The 23,254-nt window shown below is 42.1% G+C and carries 25 protein-coding genes, 1 pseudogene and 1 riboswitch; of the genes and pseudogenes, 18 read left to right on the top strand and 8 right to left on the bottom strand.

From position 1 onward, the window contains the following. Positions 1-125: 125 nt before the first annotated feature. From NE638_RS13215 to NE638_RS13230, 4 genes are all read right to left on the bottom strand, one after another. Positions 126-764, bottom strand: a complete 639-nt coding sequence (locus NE638_RS13215; RefSeq protein WP_059086447.1) for a DUF1847 domain-containing protein — start codon at positions 762-764, stop codon at positions 126-128. A 542-nt stretch (positions 765-1,306) separates the two neighbouring features. Next, complete coding sequence (locus NE638_RS13220) at positions 1,307-2,152, bottom strand: MerR family transcriptional regulator (RefSeq protein WP_114002690.1); 846 nt, start codon at positions 2,150-2,152, stop codon at positions 1,307-1,309. 149 nt (positions 2,153-2,301) lie between these two features. Then, positions 2,302-2,502, bottom strand: a complete 201-nt coding sequence (locus tag NE638_RS13225) for a helix-turn-helix transcriptional regulator (protein ID WP_004611564.1) — start codon at positions 2,500-2,502, stop codon at positions 2,302-2,304. 98 nt (positions 2,503-2,600) lie between these two features. Continuing rightward, on the bottom strand, positions 2,601-3,068 hold the full coding sequence (locus NE638_RS13230) for a S24 family peptidase (RefSeq protein WP_084449142.1): 468 nt from the start codon (positions 3,066-3,068) through the stop codon (positions 2,601-2,603). A 6-nt stretch (positions 3,069-3,074) separates the two neighbouring features. Here NE638_RS13230 and NE638_RS18285 point away from each other — a divergent pair. Both NE638_RS18285 and NE638_RS13240 read left to right on the top strand, forming a co-directional pair. Further along, a pseudogene (locus NE638_RS18285) lies at positions 3,075-3,176 on the top strand (methionine--tRNA ligase subunit beta); the annotation flags it as partial. Between the two features lie 282 nt (positions 3,177-3,458). Continuing rightward, positions 3,459-3,674, top strand: coding sequence for a DUF6462 family protein (locus tag NE638_RS13240; protein ID WP_114002688.1), 216 nt, complete (start codon positions 3,459-3,461; stop codon positions 3,672-3,674). A 142-nt stretch (positions 3,675-3,816) separates the two neighbouring features. On the opposite strand, the gene NE638_RS13245 is transcribed toward NE638_RS13240, so the two are convergent. After that, entirely contained in the window at positions 3,817-4,398 is a 582-nt protein-coding gene (locus tag NE638_RS13245; RefSeq protein ID WP_114002687.1) for a TetR/AcrR family transcriptional regulator, read from the bottom strand. Continuing rightward, on the bottom strand, positions 4,385-5,023 hold the full coding sequence (locus NE638_RS13250) for a DUF3786 domain-containing protein (RefSeq protein WP_114002686.1): 639 nt from the start codon (positions 5,021-5,023) through the stop codon (positions 4,385-4,387). Before NE638_RS13250 ends, NE638_RS13245 begins: the two co-directional genes overlap by 14 nt. Before the next feature lie 239 nt (positions 5,024-5,262). Here NE638_RS13250 and NE638_RS13255 point away from each other — a divergent pair, with 239 nt between their 5' ends. The 11 genes from NE638_RS13255 to NE638_RS13305 all read left to right on the top strand — a co-directional run bounded on the left by NE638_RS13255 (position 5,263) and on the right by NE638_RS13305 (position 15,761). Then, positions 5,263-5,637: a GntR family transcriptional regulator gene (locus NE638_RS13255; protein WP_015526677.1), complete on the top strand. Its 375-nt coding sequence runs from the start codon at positions 5,263-5,265 to the stop codon at positions 5,635-5,637. Between the two features lie 2 nt (positions 5,638-5,639). Next, complete coding sequence (locus NE638_RS13260) at positions 5,640-6,488, top strand: ABC transporter ATP-binding protein (protein ID WP_114002685.1); 849 nt, start codon at positions 5,640-5,642, stop codon at positions 6,486-6,488. Beyond that, positions 6,485-7,159 carry an ABC-2 transporter permease gene (locus NE638_RS13265; RefSeq protein WP_092071575.1) on the top strand — a complete coding sequence of 225 codons (675 nt, stop codon included), beginning with the start codon at positions 6,485-6,487 and terminating at the stop codon, positions 7,157-7,159. Before NE638_RS13260 ends, NE638_RS13265 begins: the two co-directional genes overlap by 4 nt. A gap of 155 nt (positions 7,160-7,314) precedes the next feature. Then, a complete protein-coding gene (locus tag NE638_RS13270) occupies positions 7,315-8,673 on the top strand; it encodes an MATE family efflux transporter (protein ID WP_114002684.1) in 1,359 nt (452 codons plus the stop codon). A 147-nt stretch (positions 8,674-8,820) separates the two neighbouring features. Beyond that, positions 8,821-8,994, top strand: a riboswitch (cobalamin riboswitch). A gap of 136 nt (positions 8,995-9,130) precedes the next feature. Then, on the top strand, positions 9,131-10,060 hold the full coding sequence (locus NE638_RS13275; RefSeq protein ID WP_015526672.1) for an ABC transporter permease: 930 nt from the start codon (positions 9,131-9,133) through the stop codon (positions 10,058-10,060). Between the two features lie 15 nt (positions 10,061-10,075). Further along, positions 10,076-10,939 carry a nickel transporter permease gene (nikC, locus tag NE638_RS13280; RefSeq protein WP_021650926.1) on the top strand — a complete coding sequence of 288 codons (864 nt, stop codon included), beginning with the start codon at positions 10,076-10,078 and terminating at the stop codon, positions 10,937-10,939. Beyond that, entirely contained in the window at positions 10,920-11,711 is a 792-nt protein-coding gene (locus tag NE638_RS13285; protein ID WP_114002683.1) for an ABC transporter ATP-binding protein, read from the top strand. The genes nikC and NE638_RS13285 overlap by 20 nt, the downstream gene beginning before the upstream one ends. Positions 11,712-11,720: 9 nt before the next feature. Beyond that, complete coding sequence (locus NE638_RS13290; protein ID WP_059086421.1) at positions 11,721-12,659, top strand: oligopeptide/dipeptide ABC transporter ATP-binding protein; 939 nt, start codon at positions 11,721-11,723, stop codon at positions 12,657-12,659. A 29-nt stretch (positions 12,660-12,688) separates the two neighbouring features. Further along, positions 12,689-14,257, top strand: coding sequence for a nickel ABC transporter substrate-binding protein (locus NE638_RS13295; RefSeq protein WP_244094848.1), 1,569 nt, complete (start codon positions 12,689-12,691; stop codon positions 14,255-14,257). A 3-nt stretch (positions 14,258-14,260) separates the two neighbouring features. Beyond that, on the top strand, positions 14,261-15,013 hold the full coding sequence (locus NE638_RS13300) for a class I SAM-dependent methyltransferase (RefSeq protein WP_173746373.1): 753 nt from the start codon (positions 14,261-14,263) through the stop codon (positions 15,011-15,013). 1 nt (position 15,014) lies between these two features. Continuing rightward, positions 15,015-15,761, top strand: coding sequence for a class I SAM-dependent methyltransferase (locus tag NE638_RS13305; RefSeq protein WP_015526666.1), 747 nt, complete (start codon positions 15,015-15,017; stop codon positions 15,759-15,761). 11 nt (positions 15,762-15,772) lie between these two features. Here the strand turns inward: NE638_RS13305 and NE638_RS13310 are convergent, their stop codons facing one another. Further along, complete coding sequence (locus NE638_RS13310) at positions 15,773-16,546, bottom strand: alpha/beta hydrolase (RefSeq protein WP_173746375.1); 774 nt, start codon at positions 16,544-16,546, stop codon at positions 15,773-15,775. Between the two features lie 204 nt (positions 16,547-16,750). Between NE638_RS13310 and NE638_RS13315 the strand changes: the two genes are divergently transcribed. The 5 genes from NE638_RS13315 to NE638_RS13335 all read left to right on the top strand — a co-directional run bounded on the left by NE638_RS13315 (position 16,751) and on the right by NE638_RS13335 (position 22,063). After that, entirely contained in the window at positions 16,751-17,626 is an 876-nt protein-coding gene (locus NE638_RS13315; RefSeq protein ID WP_173746377.1) for an FKBP-type peptidyl-prolyl cis-trans isomerase, read from the top strand. An 86-nt stretch (positions 17,627-17,712) separates the two neighbouring features. Beyond that, on the top strand, positions 17,713-19,095 hold the full coding sequence (locus NE638_RS13320) for a hypothetical protein (protein WP_173746378.1): 1,383 nt from the start codon (positions 17,713-17,715) through the stop codon (positions 19,093-19,095). Positions 19,096-19,118: 23 nt separating this feature from the next. Further along, positions 19,119-20,189: a U32 family peptidase gene (locus tag NE638_RS13325; RefSeq protein ID WP_256137215.1), complete on the top strand. Its 1,071-nt coding sequence runs from the start codon at positions 19,119-19,121 to the stop codon at positions 20,187-20,189. A 43-nt stretch (positions 20,190-20,232) separates the two neighbouring features. Beyond that, positions 20,233-21,579, top strand: coding sequence for an MATE family efflux transporter (locus NE638_RS13330; protein WP_330603456.1), 1,347 nt, complete (start codon positions 20,233-20,235; stop codon positions 21,577-21,579). A 1-nt stretch (position 21,580) separates the two neighbouring features. Continuing rightward, on the top strand, positions 21,581-22,063 hold the full coding sequence (locus NE638_RS13335; RefSeq protein ID WP_021650238.1) for a GNAT family N-acetyltransferase: 483 nt from the start codon (positions 21,581-21,583) through the stop codon (positions 22,061-22,063). Between the two features lie 118 nt (positions 22,064-22,181). On the opposite strand, the gene NE638_RS13340 is transcribed toward NE638_RS13335, so the two are convergent. Continuing rightward, the gene (locus NE638_RS13340; protein ID WP_173746380.1) at positions 22,182-23,201 is read right to left on the bottom strand and encodes a LacI family DNA-binding transcriptional regulator; all 1,020 of its coding nucleotides are present in this window, start codon (positions 23,199-23,201) and stop codon (positions 22,182-22,184) included. Between the last annotated feature and the right edge of the window lie 53 nt (positions 23,202-23,254).

A 23,254-nucleotide genomic window follows, 5' to 3' on the forward strand; every position in this document is an offset into this window, starting at 1 on the left:
ATATTGGACTTCACATACAGAAAGAGAACATACAGAGTGTTGTGTGTTCTTTTTTTCGTTGGATAAAAAGAGAAATGCTTGAATGGGATATCTTTATGTATCTTTAAACGCCCAAATTAGAAATATTACTCTTCTTCACTCTTCTTCAACTTCGAATAATAACTATCCGCAGTATAAAGCGCCGCCACCGGATTATGCCCCAATACACGGTCTTTCGTCACTGCTGTCGTAGTCAGTGCCTCGGAATATTTGTAAAACAGACTGTCATGCCCCACACAAAGTCCGACCACAACATTCAGGTCCGTCTTCGCCTTGTTCAGAAGCTTTGCCTGCAGGATCGGATTACACATATTCACACCGACACCTTCGCAGCATTCCGGGATGCCGACCGATGTCTTCTTCTGTGTTCCGGCTTTACAGCCGACACCATACACCTCAAAGCCATGTCTGCGCAGGATATCTGCCAGGATACGGCTTTCTTTCAACAATCCGACACAGGTTGCGATCCCGATCTTTTTCGCATTAATCTTCTTTGCAAAATCCATGATTTCTTCGACACGGGTATGTTTGCAGTAATTCTCATACTCTACTTCAGCTGCAGCGATTGTTACTTTGCGGTTCTCGTCTTCATTGTAGCATTCCATAGCTTCATTTAGAACTTCTTCATCCATGTGTGTTGTCAGACAGAAATCCGGATAGGTTTTGTCCATTTTGCTGCAGTTTTTTACTGCGCAGTCGATACAGGACATGGCTTCTTTTTTCATTTTTTCACTCTCCTTTTGTATACCTTGGTATCTACAGAGGCCTGCCACTGGCAGATTCTCTAGATTAAGCTTTACTTTGTAAAATATCCTCTATTTACTTCATAATAACAAATACTTATACTACAGACAATGGTTTTCCGTTTTTATTTTCTTATTTTTTGTAGTTCTTTTCTATGAGAAACGTTCCCCGATTCAGGGTTGATTTGTCATGAATTGTCGATTCTGATTTTTGAAAAATTATTGAAAATTATCTTTTTAAACTTGAAGATATATAACAGTCTCTCTGATAGACCATCATCTTTGGATTTATACTATCATGTATAGGTTATTTCGTCAATCAAAACATTTATCCACTTCCCTCATTTTAATCCTAGCTCTTTCAATACCTCAGCCGAATACTAGCTACATGGAAGCCAATAAACCATGCAACAGCGGTTCTTTTATTCGCCAGTATATGCAATTTCTATCTCATAGCCGCCGTTCTCATAGTAGGCGTGGGAAAAATAGTATCTTATTGTTATTTTTGAAATATAAAATTTGAATCATAAAACTTCTTTCCCTCTCAAATCCATTTTTACCAAACCAACTACTAACAATCCAATAAAAATTGCCGTGTCCACAAATAACAGTACAACAACACTTTTTACCACTCCGAAAGTAAAAAGTATGGAGAAGATTTCCACTGACAACACAATAAAACACATATAATTTGTCAAATACTCTGTTATAATTTCTCCATAATAATTGTTCATCTGTAATTTCGCATAGATAAAAGGTTTTAATAAATAACGGATTATGATACATATAACAGGACAAATAAAAATCCAGTTTTTATTAACTAGGGATGTTGCCGCTCCTTTACTCCATTGTACTGGAATTTCTGTCGGCAACTTAGAATAAGACAAAGCCCCAATAATCAAGCATAGTGCGGTAATCATAGTCCAGGTAAGCATACTTCCCCATATATACAAAAAGCTGACGGAATCCAGTTTGAAAACAGTTCGATTATCTTTCCAATAGTCATGCAAATCTGTTACATATTGTTCTACCTGTAATTTTTCATAACTAATACTTTCTTCATCCAGTATTTTTTCGCACATGAGTTTCGCCTTATTCAAATCAGTAATCTGATTTTTTAATACTTCCTTTTGCTTCTCAAGCATTTCCTGCAATGTTACTTTTTCGGATATAATACTTCGTATATCTTCAATAGAAATTCCCAATGTACGTAGATATGCAATCTTCTTTATATTTTCCACATCATTTTCAGAATAATCTCTATAACCATTACTTTCATTTCTCGAAGGCTCAATAAGTTTTTCCTTTTCATAAAAACGGATATTAGAACGGGATAAACCTGTTCGCTCTTCTACGTCTTTTATAGTCATATTATGCCCTCCTTTCGAGCAACTCTATTTTACTTAATAATAAACTATAAACAAGGTTTACAGTCAAGCATTTATCAAAAAACTATAGTTGTTGATAAGGACATGAAAAGCTGTCCAAAATAGAAGGTGAACCGGATTGCTGCTCCGACTCAATCTTCCACGTGGAATACATCTTCCACCAGCATATTAAAGTATTTTGATATCCGCAGCATAAATTCGGCAGATGGGGTGCTGTCCCCACGTTCTATCCTGCCAACAGTTTTGGTGCTGTATCCGATAGCAGCGGCAAGGTCATCCTGGTAAATGCCACGCTGTTCCCGGATTTCTCTGATATTATTGGTAACCGCCATAAAAATCCCTTCTTTCAGTTCTATAGATATTTTCTTATTGTCAATTATGCAAAATAATGTGTCCAATAAAAAGGACTTGCAATTTTATCGGCAATGCTTTATCGGCAATGTCCTGTAATAGCAGAAGCATCAGATTTTCCAAGAACTTTTCCAAATATGTCTAAGCGGTCATTTTCACTAACCTTGATAGGTGCATACTTTTCATTAAGAGAGATAAGGAAAATTCCGTCTTTATCGTTTTGTAATTTCTTAATATAGGCTTCTCCGTTAAGAGCGAAGATGCCGATTTCTCCATTAGCAACAGATTCCTGTTGTAATACCCATGCAATCTGACCATCATGGAATTCAGGTTCCATACTGTCACCACTAATACGGACACCGAAAGTAGTATCTTCCGGCAGGATAGATTCATCTATGCGTACAGTCTCTTTCGGTCCGTCTACAAGGAAGTTACCGGTTCCGGCTGATACGGCATTTTCAAAAATATCAATGCTACGGAATGGAATTATCTTAGCAGTCTGCTTTTCATACATTCCGGATGCGTGGAGCAGATTGATATAATCCATAGCTTTTGCGGTATGCTCCTCAGTGCTATTCATGAAGAAGAAGGCGAAGAAAAGCTTCATCTTCTGATGGTTGATAACCATATTCCGGCAGGTGCTAAGCTGTACTAAAATTAAATATAAAATCTCTAAAACCATGATGTCAGACCACAGTTGACAACAATTTGACAACAAAATTTGGGAGAATGATGAATCGTTATGAAGCATGACGAATTTCAGGTGAAAGGACACAGGTTTGAGAATGAAATCAAAATTGATTCACTGGATCAATGATTGATATGCATGACAACAAGAGCACTTCTTAGAGTTAATCTGAGAGGTGCTTTTTTTTCGCACTAAAAAATATATCCCGGCAGTCAACTTCTGTAAAACAGTGAATTATGCGAAAATATCATGGATAAAAATTATAAACCAATCACAAGTATGAAGGAAGTATCGGAGCAGCTTAGAAAATTGCGCCGACAGTATCTGCGTTATCAACAGGCAGAGATTATTTACAGTATTTCTCATAAGAAATTATTTGAACTTGCCAGTGATGCAGGTGCGATTTACAGAATAGATGGAACCGTATTGATCAACCGGGATATTTTTGATGCCTATCTGGAATAATTCCATGAACCAGCGACAGGAAAGGATAAGGTGGTGTATGGGATATGCACGTAAAGATGTAGAGAAAACAAAGAAAATGGCAAAGAAATTTGTACGCTATCAGGAAGGGGCTGAGCTTTACAGCATTGGACTGAAGTTCCTCTCAGATTCCATGAAATGCCCGGTATTCCCGGTACATTTCAATCATATTTTTTTTTGCATTTTTCAAATAAGAAGTATCGGCGCTGATTCGTCCAAGAAGAAAATATCCCTGATAGATAGAAAGCATGCGCTGAGAAAGAATTTTTGCATGATCTGGAGACAATCCGGAGCATAACAATACTTCCTGAAAAATCTGCTCAAATTTTTTCAGTCCTTCCATAAATACAGATGCAACTGCAGGCTTGCTAAGTGCTGTTTCCATGCCCATCACCGCATACGGGCAGCCTGCAAATGTTTGTCCATTTGTCCTTTCAGATAAAAAATCAAAGATTTCTTCAATAAAACTTTCCCAGTCATTTCCCTGAGAACTATTTTGAAATTGTTCCAGTAAGATTTTTTGATAGTATTCCGTTACCGCTGTTGCCAGGTCATCCTTGCTTTTGAAATAAAAATAAAAAGATCCTTTTGGAAGCTCTGTTTGTTTGAGAATTTCGCTGATTCCAGTAGCAGAATACCCATTTTTCCAAAATAATTCAGCAGCACACTCGATCAGGCGTTGTCTGGATTCTTCACCCTTTTTCAATTCGCATTTCCTCCTTCAGTCTGGAAAGCAGATGTGTAAGTGCAAACATAAGCGTTTCATAATGCATGTAATCTAAAGTATTCCTATCTGCAAGAATTTGAAGACTTGCCGGGAACTCGTCATCAGCTTCCCAGAAACGAATGATAATCGGCAAAAAAGGAAAAAGATTTAATTTAAAAGCAACATCTCCTTTTTCCAGTTCCTTTCCGGAAAGTGATATACAGGCATTACGCAATTCAACGGTTTTTCCGTTAAAAAAGTCAGCGGTATTCTGAAAAAATCCTCTGTTCGGTGAGAGATTTCCTGTTCGGACAGAGGAAAGGCTGTTTATATTTACAAATTCATGTGACAGATGGCATCTATCCTTTGAATAACATAAAACATCATAAATAGTCATTGCTTCATTATGATTGGCTTCATGAACTGTTTCAAAATCATTATCTGACCACTGAACACTTCCCGTTTTTCGGTTAATACGATAGGTACGGTTAATAAAAGTAATATATAACCAGTCAGAATTGTAATCTAATGAATATTTATGTATCATTGTAGCCTGATCATATTGCAGGAAAACATGTGCCATTGAAATTTTTGTTTTATCATAATTATTGATAGCTTTCGTCATATATTTCTCCAAGAATATTTTGGTTGTAGTTATTTACAAAATAGACTAATCGGTCTATAAAGCCAATACATTTTGCGTAACAAATAAAAATTAATGATCATGAAAAGTAAATGACTAAGACTTCCCATACCTTCTAATGGCAGATGACAGAATCCCGGCAGTCAACTACTGCAAAACAGTATATAACAGTTGACAACAGTATTACGCTGTTATATACTGTTTGCAACAGGAGGGAACATATGAAGATTATAATCAATAATACATCGATGGTACCAATTTATGAACAGATCATGGAGCAGATCAAGGCGCAGATCATCTCCGGAGAGTTAAAAGAAAATGATATATTGCCGTCCGTGAGAACAATGGCAAAGGAATTGAAGATCAGTGCACTTACTGTGAAGAAAGCATATGACAATCTGGAAGCAGAGGGCATGACAGTCACAGTTCATGGGAAAGGAACGTATGTAGCGGCTTCGAATACACAGCTGATGGAAGAAGAGCGCAGGAAAGAGGTTGAGGCGGATCTGGAAGCAGCAATTCAGAAGGGAAGGCGCTGCGGAATGAAAGAGGAAGAGATCCGTTCGTTGTTTGAACTCATCATGGAGGATGAATGATTATGTTGGAGATCAAAGGAGTAAAGAAAAGCTACGGTGAATTTCAGTTAGACTGTTCGTTAAATGTAGAAAAAGGAAGAATCACCGGTCTGGTTGGAGAGAACGGAGCCGGTAAGAGTACTTTGTTCAAGGCAGTGCTCGGACTCATTTCTTATGATGCCGGTGAGATAAAGATCCTGGGAAAAATACCGGAAGAGTTAAGTGAAAAAGAGAAAGAAGAGCTGGGAGTTGTCCTGGCAGAAACCGGATTCAGTGGATACTTGAAAGGGAAAGATGTTGAGGCAGTCCTTGCCAAATTGTATCCAAAGTTTGAAGCAGAAAAATTTCATCAGATGTGTGAAGAATATCAGATTCCGTTGGATAAATTTATAAAAGAGTACTCAACAGGAATGAAAGCAAAGCTGAATCTGATCATTGCATTGACACATCAGGCAGAATTCCTGATGCTGGATGAGCCGACAGCAGGGCTTGATGTCGGAGCGAGGGAAAGGATGCTGGATATTTTAAGAGAGTATATGGAAGAAGAACCGGAGAGAAGTATCCTGATCAGTTCACATATTTCTTCGGACTTAGAACATCTGTGTGATGACATTTATGTGATACATAAAGGAAAGATTGTACTTCATGAAGCGATGGATACGATTCTTGAAAAATATGCAGTGTTGAAGGTCAGTGAGGAACAATATCAGGCAGTGGATAAAAGGTATCTTTTGAAAGAGAAAAAAGAGTTTTTTGGAGTTGCCTGTCTGACGAACGAGAAGCAGTATTATATAGAAAATTATCCGGAAATCGTAGTAGAGAGCGGATCACTCGATCAGGTGATCCTGATGTTGACAGGGGGCGAAAGATGATGAAAGGAATCAGAGGGCTTTTGGAAAAGGATTTTCGATTGTTTTTTCGACAGGGTGGTAATCTTTTTTTGGTGTTAGTGTTTGTAGCATTGTTTTTTATACTTACAGGAAAAACGGCAGCTGCTTTCATTGCAATGTATATCCCATCTGTTCTGGCGATATATTCAGGTAATACGATCAGTTATGATGAAAATGGCCATGGTTACACATATTTATTTTCTTTACCCGTAAATAAAAAAATATATGTCAGAGAAAAATATATTTTTTCCTTTATCATGACAGCATGTGGATGGTGCATTGGAATGATCTGTGCAGGAATTATGGTACTCATAAATCCTGAAGAGGTGTTTGATCTGGAAATGCTGGCAATGGAGTTGATCACATTTTTTGTGTTTCAGGCAATTGCGGGAATTATGATCGCGATCAGGATAAGGTTCGAAGGAGAGAAAGGGCGAATTGTGCTGCCAATCGCAATTTTAATTATTTTTGCGATTTGTTATACAATTAGATCTTTTGTGAAGACTAACTTGGGATTAAAAGAAAGTATTCTGCATATGATAGGGGGAATAGGGGATTTTGAAATCGGGATTGCCCTTATTGTGCTAAGTCTGCTTATATGGTTTGCTTCGTATAAGTATAGTATGAGCGCCATGAAGAAGAAAGAGTTTTAATATAGGCGTGGCAAAAATGATCCATTAAAAATAATGATCATAAAGATGTAATAGCTACCAAAAATATGAGAAAAACTTTGTGAAAAAATAGTCTTGTGTTTCGTAAGAGTCCCTTGTAAAATAACGGACAAGGATGAAAAGAAAAGGAGATTCTTATGGGAACTAATGAAAAAGATATGACTGCCGGATCTCCCGGAAAACTGATCATAACTTTTGCCATACCAATGATGCTTGGAAATATTTTTCAGCAGTTTTATACAATGGCAGACACCATGATTGTCGGACAAGTGGTAGGAGTTAAAGCACTGGCGGCAGTAGGTGCCGGAGATTGGCTGGTATGGCTGGTGTTGGGGATCATGACAGGTATCACACAGGGTTTTTCTATTCTTGTATCTCAGTATTATGGAGCAAGGGAAAAGGAAAATCTGAAATGTGCAGTAGCGAAAAGCTATATCATGACAGCATTACTGTCTGTGGTCGTACTCGCAGTAAGTGAAGGTACAGTTTATCATGTTCTTTTATTTTTACAGACACCGGATAATGTCATTAATCTGACAATGCTATATTTGCGGCTGATCTTTGCGGGAATCCCGATCATAGCTGCTTATAATATATTTGCAGCGATCCTTCGGGCACTTGGAAACAGCAGATCTCCGTTGATCGCAATGACAGTGGCAGCAGTGATCAATGTGGGACTGGATCTGTTATTTGTGGCGGTTTTTGGCTGGGGTATTGCCGGAGCAGCAGTGGCAACCGTTATCGCACAGGGATTTTCAGCCTTGTACTGTTTGATCGTATTACGTAAAATCCCGGATATCCGCCTGGAAAAGAAGGACTTTTACAGGCAGCCCTCTATGAGCCTGCGGCTTTTGGAACTGGCGGTTCCTCTTGCGATACAGAATGTGATCATCTCCGTGGGAGGACTTGTGGTACAGTATGTGATCAATGGATTTGGTTTTCTGTTTGTGGCGGGATTTACGGCATCGAACAAGCTGTATGGGGTTTTGGAGATGGCTGCCGTTTCATATGGATATGCTATTACAACCTATGTGGGCCAGAATCTTGGTGCAAAAAAATACCAGAGGATTCGAAAAGGCGTGCGCAGCGGCACTTATATGGCAGTGCTCACTTCGGCTTTCATTTCCGGCATGATGGTACTGTTTGGACGTAATGTACTGTCCCTGTTTGTATCCGGTGAACCGGATCAGACCCGACAGGTATTGGATATAGCATATAAGTATTTGTTTATTATGGCTGTCTTTTTGTGGGTGCTGTATCTGCTGTATGTGTATCGTTCCGCTATCCAGGGCCTGGGTAATACTTTGATTCCGCTTGCCAGCGGCATTGCAGAATTTATAATGCGTGTCAGTGTTGCGCTGCTGCTGCCAAAACTGATCGGTGAAGATGGAATATACTATGCAGAGATCTGTGCATGGAGCAGCGCAGCTGTTTTATTATTCGTAAGTTATATGATCATTATACGGAAATATAAAGAAGTCACCGTTCATACATAATGTTATTTACTTAAGAGATTTATAATAATACAGGCAGAAAATATCCGGGTTTCACTATGAAATGTTCAGATATTTTATATTTGACAAAAAACTATTTATATAAAAAGAAAAGTATGATATTATAATATTTATTCATTGCAACTATGAAAATTGAATAGTCAGAAGGGTGTACAAAGTACTTAATAAGGAATCTGGTGAAATGCCAGAACAGCCACCGCTACTGTGACAGGGACGAAAACCAAAATATCACTGGAGAGATCCGGGAAGATGGTAAGTAGGAAGAACTGGAGTCAGGAGACTTGCCTTTTTGACAGAAGAATTCTGATTCGGATGGGATACAGAAGGAATAAGCTCTGCCTGAGGTAGAGGTTTGTTTTTTGTGCTGATATGATGCTGGATCATATCAGCTTTTTTTATTTTAACCGAATAAACAGATGAAAAATGAGGAGAAATGAAAATGGGAAAAGTAATTGCAAAGCGTTTTATATTTATGATTCCGGTAGTGCTGGCGGTTACATTTATTATTTTTATGCTGAGTTTTATATCGGCAGGTGATGCGGCCAGAGTGCTGGCGGAGAAAAAATATGAGCATCCGTCACCGGAGCAGGTAGAAGAAGTACGGCATGAGGAAGGACTGGATCAGCCGGTGCTGGTACAATACGGGAAATGGCTGGATCAGGCACTTCATGGCGATTTTGGAAAATCATATTCTACCAGAAAACCGGCTTTTGAGGAATTAAAAAGATATTTTCCACAGACATTTAAACTGGCAGTTACTTCGTTTTTATTGTTGATGATCGTGTCAGTCCCTCTTGGAATTTTGTCGGCAATTTATGAAAACAGAGTTCTGGATAAAGTCATTCGCATTTTGTCGTCCCTCAGTGTATCTATGCCGTCTTTCTGGATCGGTCTGATGCTGCTCTATATATTTGGAGTAAAGCTAAAAGTGATTTCCGTGATCGGAGGAGATGCCGGAGGCATCCCGATTCTTGCGGCATTTGCCATGGATATCAGTTTCTTTGGAATTATGACGAGATTGATCCGTACCAATATGATACAGGTGCTGAAGCAGGATTACATACGTGCCAGCAGAGCTAAGGGATTGTCATCTGTAAATGTAATTTTGCGTCATGGTCTGAAAAATATCCTGATTCCTGTGCTGACACGTCTGGTATCAATTGTGATCGGTTTTTTCTGTGGCTCAGCTGTGATAGAAAGTATTTTTTCAATTCAGGGAATCGGAAATCTGGCATTGAAATCCGTGATCTCAAAAGACACTCCGGTGCTGCAATGTTTTATCTTTATTCTGGCTGTTGGCATTGTAGTATTAAATTTTCTTGTGGATATCGCCTATTCTGCGATTGACCGGCGAATCCAGTTAAAGTAAAGGAGAGATCATAGAATGGGAAGCAGAAGAAAGCAGAAAACAGAAAAAAGCATGATCCAGAATCTGTACTGGAAACAGGTATTCCGGTCACCGAAAACAAAAATAGGATTGATGGTGGTCATAATTTTTGCATTGGCAGCTATTTTTGCACCTGTACTGGCGCCGCATGATCCACTGCTTGTGGATGTTTCGATAAAATTAAAGAATCCGTCGGCGGCATATCCTTTAGGTACTGATCAGCTGGGACGATGTATTTTATCAAGACTTCTCTGGGGCAGCCGGTATTCACTGAGCTATAGCTTTACGGTGCTTCTGATTACTGTATGTGTCGGGGTGCCGATCGGACTGTTTGCCGGATATGTAGGTGGAAAAATCGATTCCATAATTATGAGGATCATTGATGTATTTATGGCTATGCCGGTCTTTATTGTGGCACTTGCCATTGCAGGAACCGTAGGAGCCAGCGGCGCTCATCTGATTCTGTCCTTATCGGTCGTATCCTGGGCAGAATATGCAAGGCTTGCCCGAGCATTGACACTTCAGGAAAAAAATAAAAATTATATGACCGCACTAAAAGCCGGCGGCTGCGGCCACGCAAGGATCATATTTAGGCATGTATTGAGAAATATCCTGCCATCTGTGATCGCACTGGCAACAATGGAAATCGGTTCGATCATTCTGTCAATTGCCGGTTTTTCCTTTATCGGCCTTGGTGTGCAGGCACCGACACCGGAATGGGGGATCATGCTCAGTGACAGTAGAAGTTATATCCAGACTTATCCAAGACTGATGTTTTATCCGGGCATACTGATCATGATCATTGTTCTGGCATTTAATTATCTGGGGGAGGGAATACAGAATGGAACAGCCCAAAAATGATGTCCTAAGGGTAAAAAGACTACATGTGGAGTTTCAGACATCTCACGGAATGGTTCATGCAGTAAAAGATGTCAGCCTGGAAGTAAAACGCGGAAGGATCCATGCTCTGGTGGGAGAAAGTGGAAGCGGCAAGTCAGTTACCTCTCTGACGATCATGAATCTGCTTGCAGGAAATGGAAAGGTGATATCCGGAGATGTGACACTGAACGAAAAGAGTCTTCTGAAGTTATCAGGAAAAGAAAAACGACAGTTATACGGAGACAGGATCGGAATGATCTTTCAGGATCCGACTGCTGCTCTTGATCCGCTTTTTACAGTTGAACAACTGCTTCTGGAAGGACTGAGAAAACATCGCAAAATGAGCAAAAAACAGGCAAGGGAAGTAGCGTTGGAAAGTCTGCGGATGATGAATCTGCGTGATCCGGAAGAACTGATGAAGAAAAAACCTTACGAATTGTCTGGTGGTATGTGCCAACGTGTTATGATCGCCATTGCCATGTCCATGAAACCGGATTATCTGATCGCAGATGAGCCGACGACAGCCTTGGATGTAACCGTACAGAAGCAGATCCTGGAAGAAATCTATCAGCTATCCAGGAAAGAAAATCTGGGCGTGTTATTTATTACGCATGATCTGGGTGTGGTGGCAGAGATCGCAGATGATGTTTCGATCATGAAAGACGGCGAAATAGTGGAAAACGGAACGGTTGAAGAGATCTTTTATCATCCGCAGCATTCATATACAAAAAAACTGTTGGATGCAGTTTTATAGGGGAAAAGTATGAGTACGTTACTAAAGACAGAACATTTAAAAAAATATTATGGCAAGAAAAAAATTGTGAAGGCAGTGGATGATGTAAGTCTGGAAATCCATGCAGGATCATCCATGGCCCTGATCGGTGAAAGTGGAAGTGGTAAAACTACATTCGGAAAGCTGATCGCCGGCCTGGAGAAACCTACAGATGGAAAATTCTGGTTTCAGGGACAGGAAATGCAGGATTTGTCTGAAAAGCAGTTTCGTCCATATCGCAAGAATCTTCAGATGGTCTTTCAAAGCAGCAGCGGGGTATTTGATCCCGGTTATACCATTGGAGAAAATATTCTGGAAATTTTGAAATTACATGAAAAACTGCAAGAGGGTGAGTATGAAGAGCGAGTAAAGGAGGCTTTGATCCAGACGGGGCTTGATCCGGATATCCGCAACCGTTATGTTGGACAGATTTCAGGAGGTCAGTGTCAGAGAGCTAATATTGCGAGAGCATTGGTATTAAGACCGGAACTTGTGATCTGTGATGAACCGGTATCCAGTCTGGATTATTCCATACGAAAGCAGATCCTGCATCTGTTAAATGAGCTGCAGGAAAAATATGAGATGACCTATTTACTGATCACTCACGATCTGTCCAACGTTCCATATCTCTGCAAAGAGGTGGCTATTATGTATCAGGGACGCGTGGTCGAGTTTATTGATCATACGGACAGCTTAAAGGAGACTGCCGTACATCCTTATACAAAAGATCTGTTTGATTCTATTCCGGTAAAAGAACCGAAAATGCGAAGAATCGGATCGCAGGAAAAGAAAATATTTTCAGATACCATTCCGGAACAGGGCTGCCCATATCAGAACCGGTGCAGAAGATGTACAAATATATGCAGAGAGCATATACCGGAATTGACAGAAATTGAAACAGGACATTTTGCGGCATGTCATATGCTGTAAAATATAAAACAAACAAAGGAGAGGAAGAAATGAAGAAAAGACGTGTAGCAAAATTGATAGCATTGAGCATGGTGGCGGCAACTTTACTGACAGGTGTCAATGTACAGGCAAAAGAGGAAAAAGTAGTTACGGCAATGACATCCATTGATCTGACTCCTGAACTTTGTGACCCTATAAAAAGTGGTCCGGACTTTCGTCTTTATGAAATGATCTATGATCCTCTGGTACGTTACGGAGAAAATGGAGAAATCAAACCGGCATTGGCAGAATCCTGGGATATCAGCGAAGATGGCACAACCTATACGTTCCATTTAAGAAAAGATGTGAAATTCTCGGACGGCACAGAGTTTAATGCAGACAATGTGATGTGGAATTATAACAGATGGGTGGAACAGGATGTGATCGGTAACTTTTCAGCCAAACTGGAAAATGTTACAAAGGTAGATGATTATACTGTAGAATTTAAGTTCGCAGAACCATGTTATACTCTGCTGATCGAATTCAGCTATCCAAGACCGTTCCGTTTTACCTGTGAAAGTGCACTGGATGAAGATGGAGAATTTTGTCAGGAAGTGGGTACCGGAATGTGGATGATCGACAGTTATGAAAGCGGTCAGGAGGTTGTCCTGGTACCAAATCCTAATTATTACGGTGAGAAACCAAATATTGATAAAGTAGTTCTGAAACAGGTGGTAGACGGTGATGCCAGAGTGATGGCACTTCAGAGTGGAGAGGCAGATCTGAATCTTCAGGATATTCCATCCGAAAGCTTCAGTATTATCCAGGCAGATAAAAATTTATCGACAGAACAACAGGTTTCCACACTTTCTTACTATCTGATCGAAAATTATGATACACCGGCGCTTCAGGATGTAAACGTACGTCAGGCACTGAATTATGCAACAAATAAAGAAAGCATTGTAAATGATCTGCTGGATGGTTACGGCAATCCTGCAACCGGACTTATGTCTCCGACAGTTCCTTATGTAACAGAAGAAAACAGCAAGGGCTATCCATATGATCCGGATAAAGCAAAGGAACTGTTAAAGGAAGCAGGATATGAGGATACAGATGGAGATGGTATTGTAGAAAAAGACGGAGAACCACTGAGCCTCAGACTGGTATTCCAGACTGAAGAATATGCTTCATGGAAATCTCTTTGTGAATTCCTGAAATCTGAATATGAGAAGGTCGGTGTAGGTATTGAACTGGTAGAAAAAGAATCCGCAGCTTACTATGATGAGATCTGGAACACCAGAGATTACGATCTGTGCATTTACCGTAGCTATGAAGATTCCTGGATGCCTCATGGATTCCTGAAATCAATGTTCTGTGCGGAAGATGGAGCAAAGGCAGTAAACTGGTACGATGAGGAGCTGAACAAAGATCTCGGAGAAGTATTAAAGACACAGGATGAAGAAAAGCGGACGGAATTATACGATAAGATCCTCACACGTATCAATGATCAGGCAGTAACAGTGCCGCTGTATTATCCGAACCGTGATTATATCTATAACAATACCAGACTGACCAATGTAGAGCTTGCACCGACTGCCTATGAAGGCATTAACTGGGCAACACTGGATGTAGTGGAGTAAAAAATGTTTGAAAAGATCGAGAATAAATGGACAGAAGATTCCGGCGATTATGATGATATGATCCAAAAACAATTGAGTAACAAAAGAACGGTATCTCACTGGACAAAAGAATTGAAAAGACTTCTTGGACCTGAGCCCCTTCGTATTTTAGAAGTGGGCTGCGGCCCGGGTTTTATGAGCATCATAGCAGCGCGTCTGGGACATGATGTAAAAGCGATCGATGGTTCATCAGGAATGGTAGAAAAAGCCAGAAGGAATATGCGACAGTATCATCAGCAGGTGGAAATCTGTGAGGAAGATGGTGTAACTTTGCCATTGGAACAGGAACAAAGCTATGATGTGATACTTTCCAGAGATGCGGTGTGGACATTATATGATCCGGAAAAAGCTTTCAGACGCTGGAAGGCTGTATTAAAACCAGGCGGAAGGATCATTTATTTTGATGGGGATTATCGTACCATCGAACCCACATTAAAAAATAAGATTCGTATGAAAATTGCTGATTTTCTTATTTATGTTACAGAAAGAAAAACATATGGATCTGACGTGAAGGAAAACAGCGGAATTTATGAAAAGCTGCCATTTACATCGCAGAAGCGTCCGGAAGCGGACTTTCAGATATTAAAAAAGGTACGCTTTGCCAGGATCCAGATCAGAGAGAACCGCTGGCTAAACAGACCATGGACGATGGATTTCTGGAAATACGGATATCAGGGAAAAAAATTTATTGTAGTAGCCACAAAGAAGGAGAAGTGACATGCAAAACGATAAGATCAAAGAGTACTGGGAAGGAGAAGCCGGCATTTACAGCGAAGGGATCAAGGCAGAACTGAAAAGTGAAACAGCAGAAAACTGGAAGAATCTGATTCTGGAGTATGCGCCGGAAAAAGAACATCTGGAAGTACTGGACGTAGGCTGCGGGCCGGGATTTTTTGAAATTATGCTGGGAAAAGAAGGACATCATGTGACCGGGATCGATATTACTGAAAATATGATCCATGAAGCAAAGGAAAATGTAAAGGCAGCAGGTTTATCCGCAGATCTGATGACTATGGACTGCCACAATCTGAATTTTCCGGATGAGACATTTGATATGGTTATCTGCAGAAATATCACATGGACGCTGGACGATCCACAGAAGGCTTACAAGGAGTGGCTGCGTGTACTGAAAAAAGGCGGACGTCTTTTGGTATCGGACGCCTGCTGGTATCTGCATCTTTATGATGAAGAAAAGAAAAAGATTTACGAGGCACATGATGCTGCTATGTGGGAAAAATATGGAAGAGGTATCCATGCTCATGAAGATGCGGAAACAGGGAAAGAGCTCAGCAGTAAGCTGTTTATGAGTGATAAAAAGCGTCCAGTATGGGATCTGGATTACATGATGGAGATCGGCTTTTCCAAAGTGTTTGCCCTGAAGGACATTAGTGATATTTCCAGAACTTCCATGGAACGTGAGCTGAACAAGCTGACACCTCAGTTTTTAGTGGGTGGAGAAAAATAAGCGGACCGGCGTTAAATAAAACGCTGGACCCGCTCCATTGTGGTTTTTAGAATAAAGATATCCTTCAGTACATCACCGGTTTCCAGAGAATGGTTGGCGTTTTGGGTGAGAAAGAGAGGGACATCTTTCTGCGCTGCCAGTTCCCGTATGGAATCGGTTTCGGCCCAGGGATCTGCGGTGCCGTGGAAGGCGATGCTTCCGGCAAGTGGGAAGGAAAAGGTCTCTGCAAGAGGCGTGAACAGGATGCTTTTTACAGTCAGATCGTGTCGGGAAGCATAGGCTGAGGAGATGACTGTACCAATGCTTTTGGAAATAAACAGAACGCTGCCATAAGAATTCCAGTCGATGCTGCTTAAGGAGCGTTCTGTTTGTTCCAGGGCAAGGTCAAAGGCCTGTTTCATTTTCTTCGGATCACCTTTTACATTTTCCGGGAGGTTGTCATAGGATACCGTGCGGATCTGGTAGCCTTGTTTGCTGGCAAGGCGGCTGGTATAGTACAGAAGCGGCTTGTCAGCAGTGTATCCGATGCCCGGAAAAACAACAGCTAATTTTGGGGCATTTTTATCTGCTCCGGCTGTATGAGCGGAAACTTTTGTATAGAGCATTTGCAGCTGAAGCTTTTCCTGAAGTTCCTTTAAGGTAATGGAGATCGTACAGGAATCGGATGGAAGATAATCATAATCAGTAACAACGCCGTCCTCTTCCATGGAATAAACAATGTGTGAGGAACCCATGAGCTCCATGTCTTCTTCAATATCTGAAAGTAATTCTTCGTATGATTTCATTTTAATTCAAACCTTCTTATTTAAAAAATCGTTTATTTTTACAGATTCTTCTATTATACTGGATTCATTGAATGACAGCAAGAGGTTACTGTTCACTGGCAATGTCCCGCGAGGTGTTTTTGTGAGAGAAGTTAAACCTTGCTTTTATCCTGCCTGCACGATATACTAATATAATACATATCTGATTAATGGAGGGTTTTACAAATGAAAATTGCAGCAACATACGACAACGGAAATATTTTCCAGCATTTTGGAAAAACGGAGTTTTTCAAGGTGTACGAGGTAGAGGATAACAAGGTTGTTTCCAGTGAAGTGATCGGTTCCAATGGCACCGGACATGGTGCACTTGCAGGACTTCTTGCAGAGCAGGGAATCAGCGTTCTGATCTGTGGAGGAATCGGCGGCGGAGCACAGAGTGCACTTGCTGAGGCTGGCATTGAGTTATGTTCCGGAGCACAGGGAGATGCAGACACAGCTGTGGATGCTTATCTGAAGGGCGAGCTGGTATCCACAGGTGTGAATTGTGATCATCACCATCATGAGGATGGACATTCCTGCGGAAGCCATGAGAATGGACACTCCTGCGGCGGTCATGAAGACGGACATTCCTGCGGAGGCTGTGGCGGAGGATGTGGTTCCCAGCCATCTATCACAGGCCCTAATGTCGGAAAAACCTGCCGTACACATTACAGAGGAACCTTTAATGACGGAACACAGTTCGATTCTTCCTATGACCGTGGCGAGCCACTGGAATTCATCTGCGGAGCAGGACAGATGATCAAAGGCTTTGATGCGGCAGTTGCAAACATGGAGGTTGGCCAGGTGGTAGATGTTCATCTGATGCCTGAGGAAGCTTACGGTATGCCGAATCCGGATGCGATTTTTACACTTGAGATCGAACAGCTTCCGGGTGCTGAGGATCTTACTGTAGGACAGCAGGTATACCTCTCCAATCAGTATGGTCAGCCGTTCCCGGTTAAAGTTAACGCAAAAGATGAAAAAACCATTACTTTCGATGCTAATCATGAGATGGCAGGTAAAGAGCTGAATTTCAGAATTGAATTAGTAGAAGTGAAATAAGAAGGAACAGTGGGAGGTGCTGTATGGGAGCATATGGCATCTCCTTTTTTGTCTGAAGGGAGGAAGCTTTCCTGATGAGGATCTCTATGATACCATTTGGATTACTATCCGGTTTTATGGACGGCAAAGAAATCCGGATCACAGAGCTGGGTGAAGATGGATTTCGATTTCGGCTGGCAGAGGAATGCCCGGAACCGGAGCAGTTTCTGATCTGTTTTTATGATATGAAAAAAGCCGGGTACAGGAGAGTGGAGATCCGGAGGTTTGGGATGAGTGCAGCAGAGGAGCAATGCCTGCAGGATCAACAGCCAGTTGAAAAGAAAACCGGAAAATATTTTTACAGGGAATATTCTGTGAGAGTGGAACAGAAGGATTATGTACAGGAGGTTCGGCGTCTGGCCGGAGAGTACAACCGATATATCCGTCTGAAGCTGGATGAAGACGATGGAGAGCTGGCGAAATCACTGACCGGTTATCCTGCGGAGCTGGATGAGATGCACTGCAGGAGTCTGGAGGAACAGAAGAAGCAGTGGTTTCTCAGAGAAAATGAAAAGGCTTCCGGAAATCCACAGGATACAATGGGTGCAGAAGAATTAAGGCTTTTGGATAATGCAGAGTTTGCCCTGGAATTAAACTGCACTTCCCTGTATGAAGAATATCTGTGCCAGCCGCTGCAGGCTTTTCTGGCGTCTTACTGGCAGAAGAATTATCTCACTCACAGTTATTTTGCAGGCCGGATACCGGACAGATTTTATATTGGAAATCAGTTCTGCCATAACCTGTTTCCGACAGAAGAGCAGCTTTTTTCTATCATGGATAAAATGTATTCGGAGGGCTCGGAGATCACACTGGTATTTTCTTATATCCGGGAATTTATGCTTTCGTCTGTGGGAAAGCTTCTGGAAAAGGTGGATAACTGGTGCTGTATTCATGGGGTGAATGTGGAAATCGTAGTCAATGACTGGGCCATGGTGGAAATGCTCTGTGGAAAAACATCCCGCCTGCATCCTGTTCTGGGCACATTGCTTAATAAACGAAAAAAGGATCCGCGAATGAAATATAAATCCGGTGATACCTTATTATTTCAGCAAAACAGCCTGAATGCGGGGTTTTATCGGGATTTTCTGGCTGAAGAATTTCATATCCACAGATACGAGTGGGAGTCCTGTGGATATCCACAGGAGCTTCCGCCGGGAAAAAACAGTCTGCATTTGCCTTTTTATCAGACAAACACTTCGCAGTACTGTCCATTGTATGCTTTGTGCACCACCGGAGATCGCGGTACACAGCAGCTTGCGGAGCACTGTCCGAAATTTTGTGAAAAATACACACTTCTTTATCCGGAACATTTACACATGGCAGGGAGGTATAATTCCCTGTTCGGTGTGGATAAAACATTTCCGGAGATACCTGAAATGTGGAAAAATATAAAAGGCACAAAGCCGGATCGCATTGTTGTTAATATATGACAGGTGATGAGCAGGCTGTGAAGGTGGAGCACGAATATCTGTTTGACAAGAATACATTGCAGAAAAAGGAACAGGACATGGATAACAGTATGAAAATAACAGCCGGGTTAGGCTCCATAGATGAATATGAACGTTTTGTGCAGGCAGGAGCAGATGAATTTTTCTGTGGCTATGTACCATTTTCCTGGGCGGAAAAATATGGCACAGTAATGCCGTTAAATCGCAGGGAGGTTCTCTGTTGTAATGTTCAGCTTGGAGCATACAGTGAGCTGGAAATTCTTTCCCGGATGGTAAAAAAATATAAAAAGCCGGTGCATCTCACCTTCAATTCCCTGTATTATCTTCCGGAACAGTATCCGGAGATCGGAGATATCATAGAAAAGTGCATGGGAATTGGATTTCGAAGCTATATCATTGCAGATCCGGCGCTTCTTGTTTATCTGAAAAACAGGGGGATTTCCTGTGAGATCCATCTCAGCGGAGAGACAGGGGAAGTGAACAGCGAAATGCTGAAGATGTTCCGGCGCTTTCCTCTGAAGAGATTGATCTTTCATCGGAAAAACATGTTCCGGGATATGCAGTCTGTTATTGCATCTCAGAGAGAAGGGGAAAAACAGGCCGGGATCCGACCGGAAGCGGGAATGGAGTTCGAGGCCTTTGTGCTGAATGAAATGTGCCAGTTTACGGGAGCATTCTGTAATTCTCTTCACTGTGATGAGATGGGATATCTTTGCAGGGTGTCCTATTGGCTTGGAACTGTACGGAATGGTGATGCTGTTCCGGAAAAAATAATGGCTCTTCAGGAGCAGGCGTGGGATCAGGAACCGGATCTGAAAGCATATGATGAATCCGGATATCTTTGTGGTGAGACAGGCTGTGGACTGTGTGCACTGTATCAGCTGAAGCAGGCAGGGATCACGCATCTGAAGCTGGTTGGCCGGGGAAACTATGTGGATCACATGGAAAAAGATATCCGGAATTTGCGAAAAGCGTTGGAAATCCTGGACGCTGCAGAAAATGAGAGGGAATTTAAATGTACGTTAAAACGGATAGTGTTTCCGGCGGGGTGTAGCGAAAGATGTTATTATCAGTAACAAAAAGAGAAGCTTTTTTGAGTTAGAATAAATGATAAATGGGATGAAAACCAGAATCAGAAAAGGACATGGTGCATATATGCTGAGACAGTTTTTTAAATATATTTTTCAAAGCATTGCAGGTATGATCGGAATATCGGTTTATATTCTGGCGGATACATTTTTTATATCAGTTCATTCAGGCGCAGATGGCCTGGCAGTTCTGAATCTGATCCTTCCGGTGTATGGATTGGTATATGCTATCGGGGCAATGATCGGTATCGGTTCTGCCACCCGATTCGGGATCAACAGAGCCAAGGGTGAGAATACGGATCACTATTTTCTGCAGTCTGTTTTCTGGAGCGTTCTGTGCAGTGTGCCATTTATTATCACCGGTATTGTTGCACCGGAGAAATTTCTTCACCTTCTTGGCGCAGATGCAGGTCTGACTGCCCTTGGAAAAAGCTATCTCAGGATCATGCTGATCACTACGCCGCTGTTTATGGCCAATTATACGTTTACTGCTTTTGCAAGAAATGACCAGGGAACCTCCACTGCCATGGCAGGGGCGATTTCCGCAAGTCTTTTCAATATTGTGTTTGACTATATTTTTATGTTTCCAATGAAGCTGGGGCTTGCCGGAGCGGCGCTGGCAACGGCCATCAGTCCTGCCATTACAATGGCGATCTGCACAACCCATTACCTTGGGAAAAAGAATCAGGTAGGTTTCCGGTGGGTACGGCCTTCCATTCGCCATCTGATCTCATGCTGTCAGCTTGGGATTTCGGCCTTTGTCGGAGAGCTTTCCTCAGCGATCATTACGATCATTTTTAACATGCTTCTTCTTGGGATCGCAGGAAATGTAAGCGTGGCAGCCTACGGAGTAGTGGCTAATCTTTCCCTTGTGGCAATGTCTATTTTTAACGGACTGGCGCAGGGTGCACAGCCGCTTATCAGCAAAAGCTACGGAGAAGGACAGCGTGACCATGTAAAAAGCCTGCTTCGCTGGAGTCTGGTTTCCTGTGCAGTGCTGGAAGCGGTGACGATCCTGGTGGTGTGGGGCTTTACAGACAATCTGGTCGCTGTTTTTAACAGTGAAAATAACCAGCAGCTTCTGGATTATGCGCATGTGGGCCTGCGGATTTACTTCCTTGGATTCCTGTTTGCGGGGATCAATATTATGCTGGTGGCGTATTTTTCGGCGGTGGATCGTGCAGTTCCGGCGATCGTGGGATCGCTTATGCGTGGTGTTATCACTATTGCTGCAAGTGCGGTGATCTTGTCCGGATTATTTGGGATCAATGGCGTGTGGAGCTCCTTTCTGAGTTCAGAGATCATTACATTTGCTGTGATCCTGATACTGGCGAGATCCGGGCGGAAAAAGAATGTATTTTCAGGAGAAAGGATATAAAATGAATTTCGAGCGTGTAAAAAGAGAAGAAGCAGATACAGTTCTGAAGCTGTACCGTTCATTGCTGGGGACGCCCTATTGTGTGTGGACAGAGGAGTATCCTTCAGAAAAAGAAGTGGAATTTGATCTTTCCAGAGATGCGCTGTTCTGTATGCGGGACGATGCGGGAAATATCGCAGGTGTGATCTCCATTGATGATGATCCAAATGTGGAATGTCTCACATGCTGGTCAGAAACCATGGTGCCGTCAGCGGAGGTCTCCCGGGTGGGAGTATGTCAGGAATTCCAGAATCAGGGGATTGCCGGGAAACTTCTTAAGGGTGTGATGGAAGAACTGAAGAAGCGGGGCTATAAAGCTGTACATCTTCTTGTTGCGAAGGACAATGTAAAAGCACTCCGTTCTTATGATAAGCTGAATTTTGAGAACGTGGGAGAGTGTGAACTCTGGGGACATATGTACTGGTGTTATGAGAAAGCATTATAAAAAATGAAAAACAGGTATCTTTTTGCCGGGCGGTAGATCGACCACCAATGTTAGATCGATAAGAGGTGGTCAATACACAGTCAGCAGAGAAGATACCTGTTTTTTGTTTGAAAGCAGATCAGATCCTCCGGCAGCTGTTCCTTTCGATTAGCTGGTGAGGTACAATGATCTTTGTGGCCGGAAGACTCGGATTTTCGATATGACTGATCATCTGCGTGGCTGCTTCCATTCCAAGCTGCCCGGAGTTAATATCAATGGAGGTCAGCTGAGGCGAAGTCAGTCTGGCAAAAAGTGAGTTGTTAAAGGAAAGAATGGACAGATCCTCCGGTATGGAGATATCTGCTTCTATACAGATCCGCTCCAGGGAAAGTGCCAGAATATCATCACTGACAAGCACAGCTGTAGGGCGCTCCTCACTTAAAAGCAGCTTTCGAAGCTCCTGAAACTCATTCTGGGAAGCGGCAGGAACCTCTATACAGTATTCGGGCTGTACGGTTAATCCGTGGCTGATCAGCGCAGTCATATAGCCGGTTTTGCGGTCTGCGGAAAAGACCAGGGAATTATCTACACCCAGATAAGCGATCTTCCGGTGGCCCAGAGCATAAAGATACTCCGTTGCCTCCTGTCCGGCCAGAAGGTTGTCATTATCGATATAGATCGTATGATTGGTGTATTGTGCCGGTTTTCCGATCAGGATATAGAGAAGTCCTTCACTGAAAAGAAAATCAATAACAGGATCATTCACACGGGAATAAAGAACAATAAATCCGTCAACCTTACCGCTTCTGGACATGGAACGTACTGCGTTAAGGATCTCTTCTTCATTCTGACCGGTAACAATGGTGCTGATATACTGATGTGCGTTACAGTAGTGGCTGATTCCCCGGATCGTCTCAAGGTAAAAGGAATTCTCGTATGTCTCCTTTGGGGATGGAGGCAGGATGATACCGATGGAGCGGGAAATCTGTGCTGCCAGGTTGCTGGCCTGGAAATTCGGCTCATAGCCAAGCTCCGCCATGGCTCTGCGTACACGTTCCTTGGTTTCTTCACTGATAGATGGATTATTTTTGCAGGTTCTGGAAACGGTGGACGGGGATACCCCGGCCAGAGCTGCCACATCTTTGATGGTTACTGCCATAAATTTGCCTCCTCACGGATATGCCGGATCAAAGCGGAAGTATGCCTCTGATC

The sequence above is a fragment of the Blautia sp. MSK.18.38 genome, from assembly GCF_024460535.1.
GTDB classification, from domain to species: Bacteria; Bacillota; Clostridia; order Lachnospirales; family Lachnospiraceae; genus Blautia_A; species Blautia_A fusiformis.

Coding starts and splice junctions, on each gene's coding strand:
- NE638_RS13275 (WP_015526672.1), top strand. CDS start 9,131: ATGGGAAAAGTAATTGCAAAGCGTTTTATATTTATGATTCCGGTAGTG.
- NE638_RS13340 (WP_173746380.1), bottom strand. CDS start 23,201: ATGGCAGTAACCATCAAAGATGTGGCAGCTCTGGCCGGGGTATCCCCG.
- NE638_RS13240 (WP_114002688.1), top strand. CDS start 3,459: ATGGATAAAAATTATAAACCAATCACAAGTATGAAGGAAGTATCGGAG.
- NE638_RS13250 (WP_114002686.1), bottom strand. CDS start 5,023: ATGACGAAAGCTATCAATAATTATGATAAAACAAAAATTTCAATGGCA.
- NE638_RS13220 (WP_114002690.1), bottom strand. CDS start 2,152: ATGACTATAAAAGACGTAGAAGAGCGAACAGGTTTATCCCGTTCTAAT.
- NE638_RS13270 (WP_114002684.1), top strand. CDS start 7,315: ATGGGAACTAATGAAAAAGATATGACTGCCGGATCTCCCGGAAAACTG.
- NE638_RS13295 (WP_244094848.1), top strand. CDS start 12,689: ATGAAGAAAAGACGTGTAGCAAAATTGATAGCATTGAGCATGGTGGCG.
- NE638_RS13225 (WP_004611564.1), bottom strand. CDS start 2,502: ATGGCGGTTACCAATAATATCAGAGAAATCCGGGAACAGCGTGGCATT.
- NE638_RS13290 (WP_059086421.1), top strand. CDS start 11,721: ATGAGTACGTTACTAAAGACAGAACATTTAAAAAAATATTATGGCAAG.
- NE638_RS13300 (WP_173746373.1), top strand. CDS start 14,261: ATGTTTGAAAAGATCGAGAATAAATGGACAGAAGATTCCGGCGATTAT.
- NE638_RS13255 (WP_015526677.1), top strand. CDS start 5,263: ATGAAGATTATAATCAATAATACATCGATGGTACCAATTTATGAACAG.
- NE638_RS13215 (WP_059086447.1), bottom strand. CDS start 764: ATGAAAAAAGAAGCCATGTCCTGTATCGACTGCGCAGTAAAAAACTGC.
- NE638_RS13310 (WP_173746375.1), bottom strand. CDS start 16,546: ATGAAATCATACGAAGAATTACTTTCAGATATTGAAGAAGACATGGAG.
- NE638_RS13285 (WP_114002683.1), top strand. CDS start 10,920: ATGGAACAGCCCAAAAATGATGTCCTAAGGGTAAAAAGACTACATGTG.
- NE638_RS13320 (WP_173746378.1), top strand. CDS start 17,713: ATGATACCATTTGGATTACTATCCGGTTTTATGGACGGCAAAGAAATC.
- NE638_RS13315 (WP_173746377.1), top strand. CDS start 16,751: ATGAAAATTGCAGCAACATACGACAACGGAAATATTTTCCAGCATTTT.
- nikC (WP_021650926.1), top strand. CDS start 10,076: ATGGGAAGCAGAAGAAAGCAGAAAACAGAAAAAAGCATGATCCAGAAT.
- NE638_RS13230 (WP_084449142.1), bottom strand. CDS start 3,068: ATGGATTATATCAATCTGCTCCACGCATCCGGAATGTATGAAAAGCAG.
- NE638_RS13335 (WP_021650238.1), top strand. CDS start 21,581: ATGAATTTCGAGCGTGTAAAAAGAGAAGAAGCAGATACAGTTCTGAAG.
- NE638_RS13330 (WP_330603456.1), top strand. CDS start 20,233: ATGAAAACCAGAATCAGAAAAGGACATGGTGCATATATGCTGAGACAG.
- NE638_RS13305 (WP_015526666.1), top strand. CDS start 15,015: ATGCAAAACGATAAGATCAAAGAGTACTGGGAAGGAGAAGCCGGCATT.
- NE638_RS13265 (WP_092071575.1), top strand. CDS start 6,485: ATGATGAAAGGAATCAGAGGGCTTTTGGAAAAGGATTTTCGATTGTTT.
- NE638_RS13260 (WP_114002685.1), top strand. CDS start 5,640: ATGTTGGAGATCAAAGGAGTAAAGAAAAGCTACGGTGAATTTCAGTTA.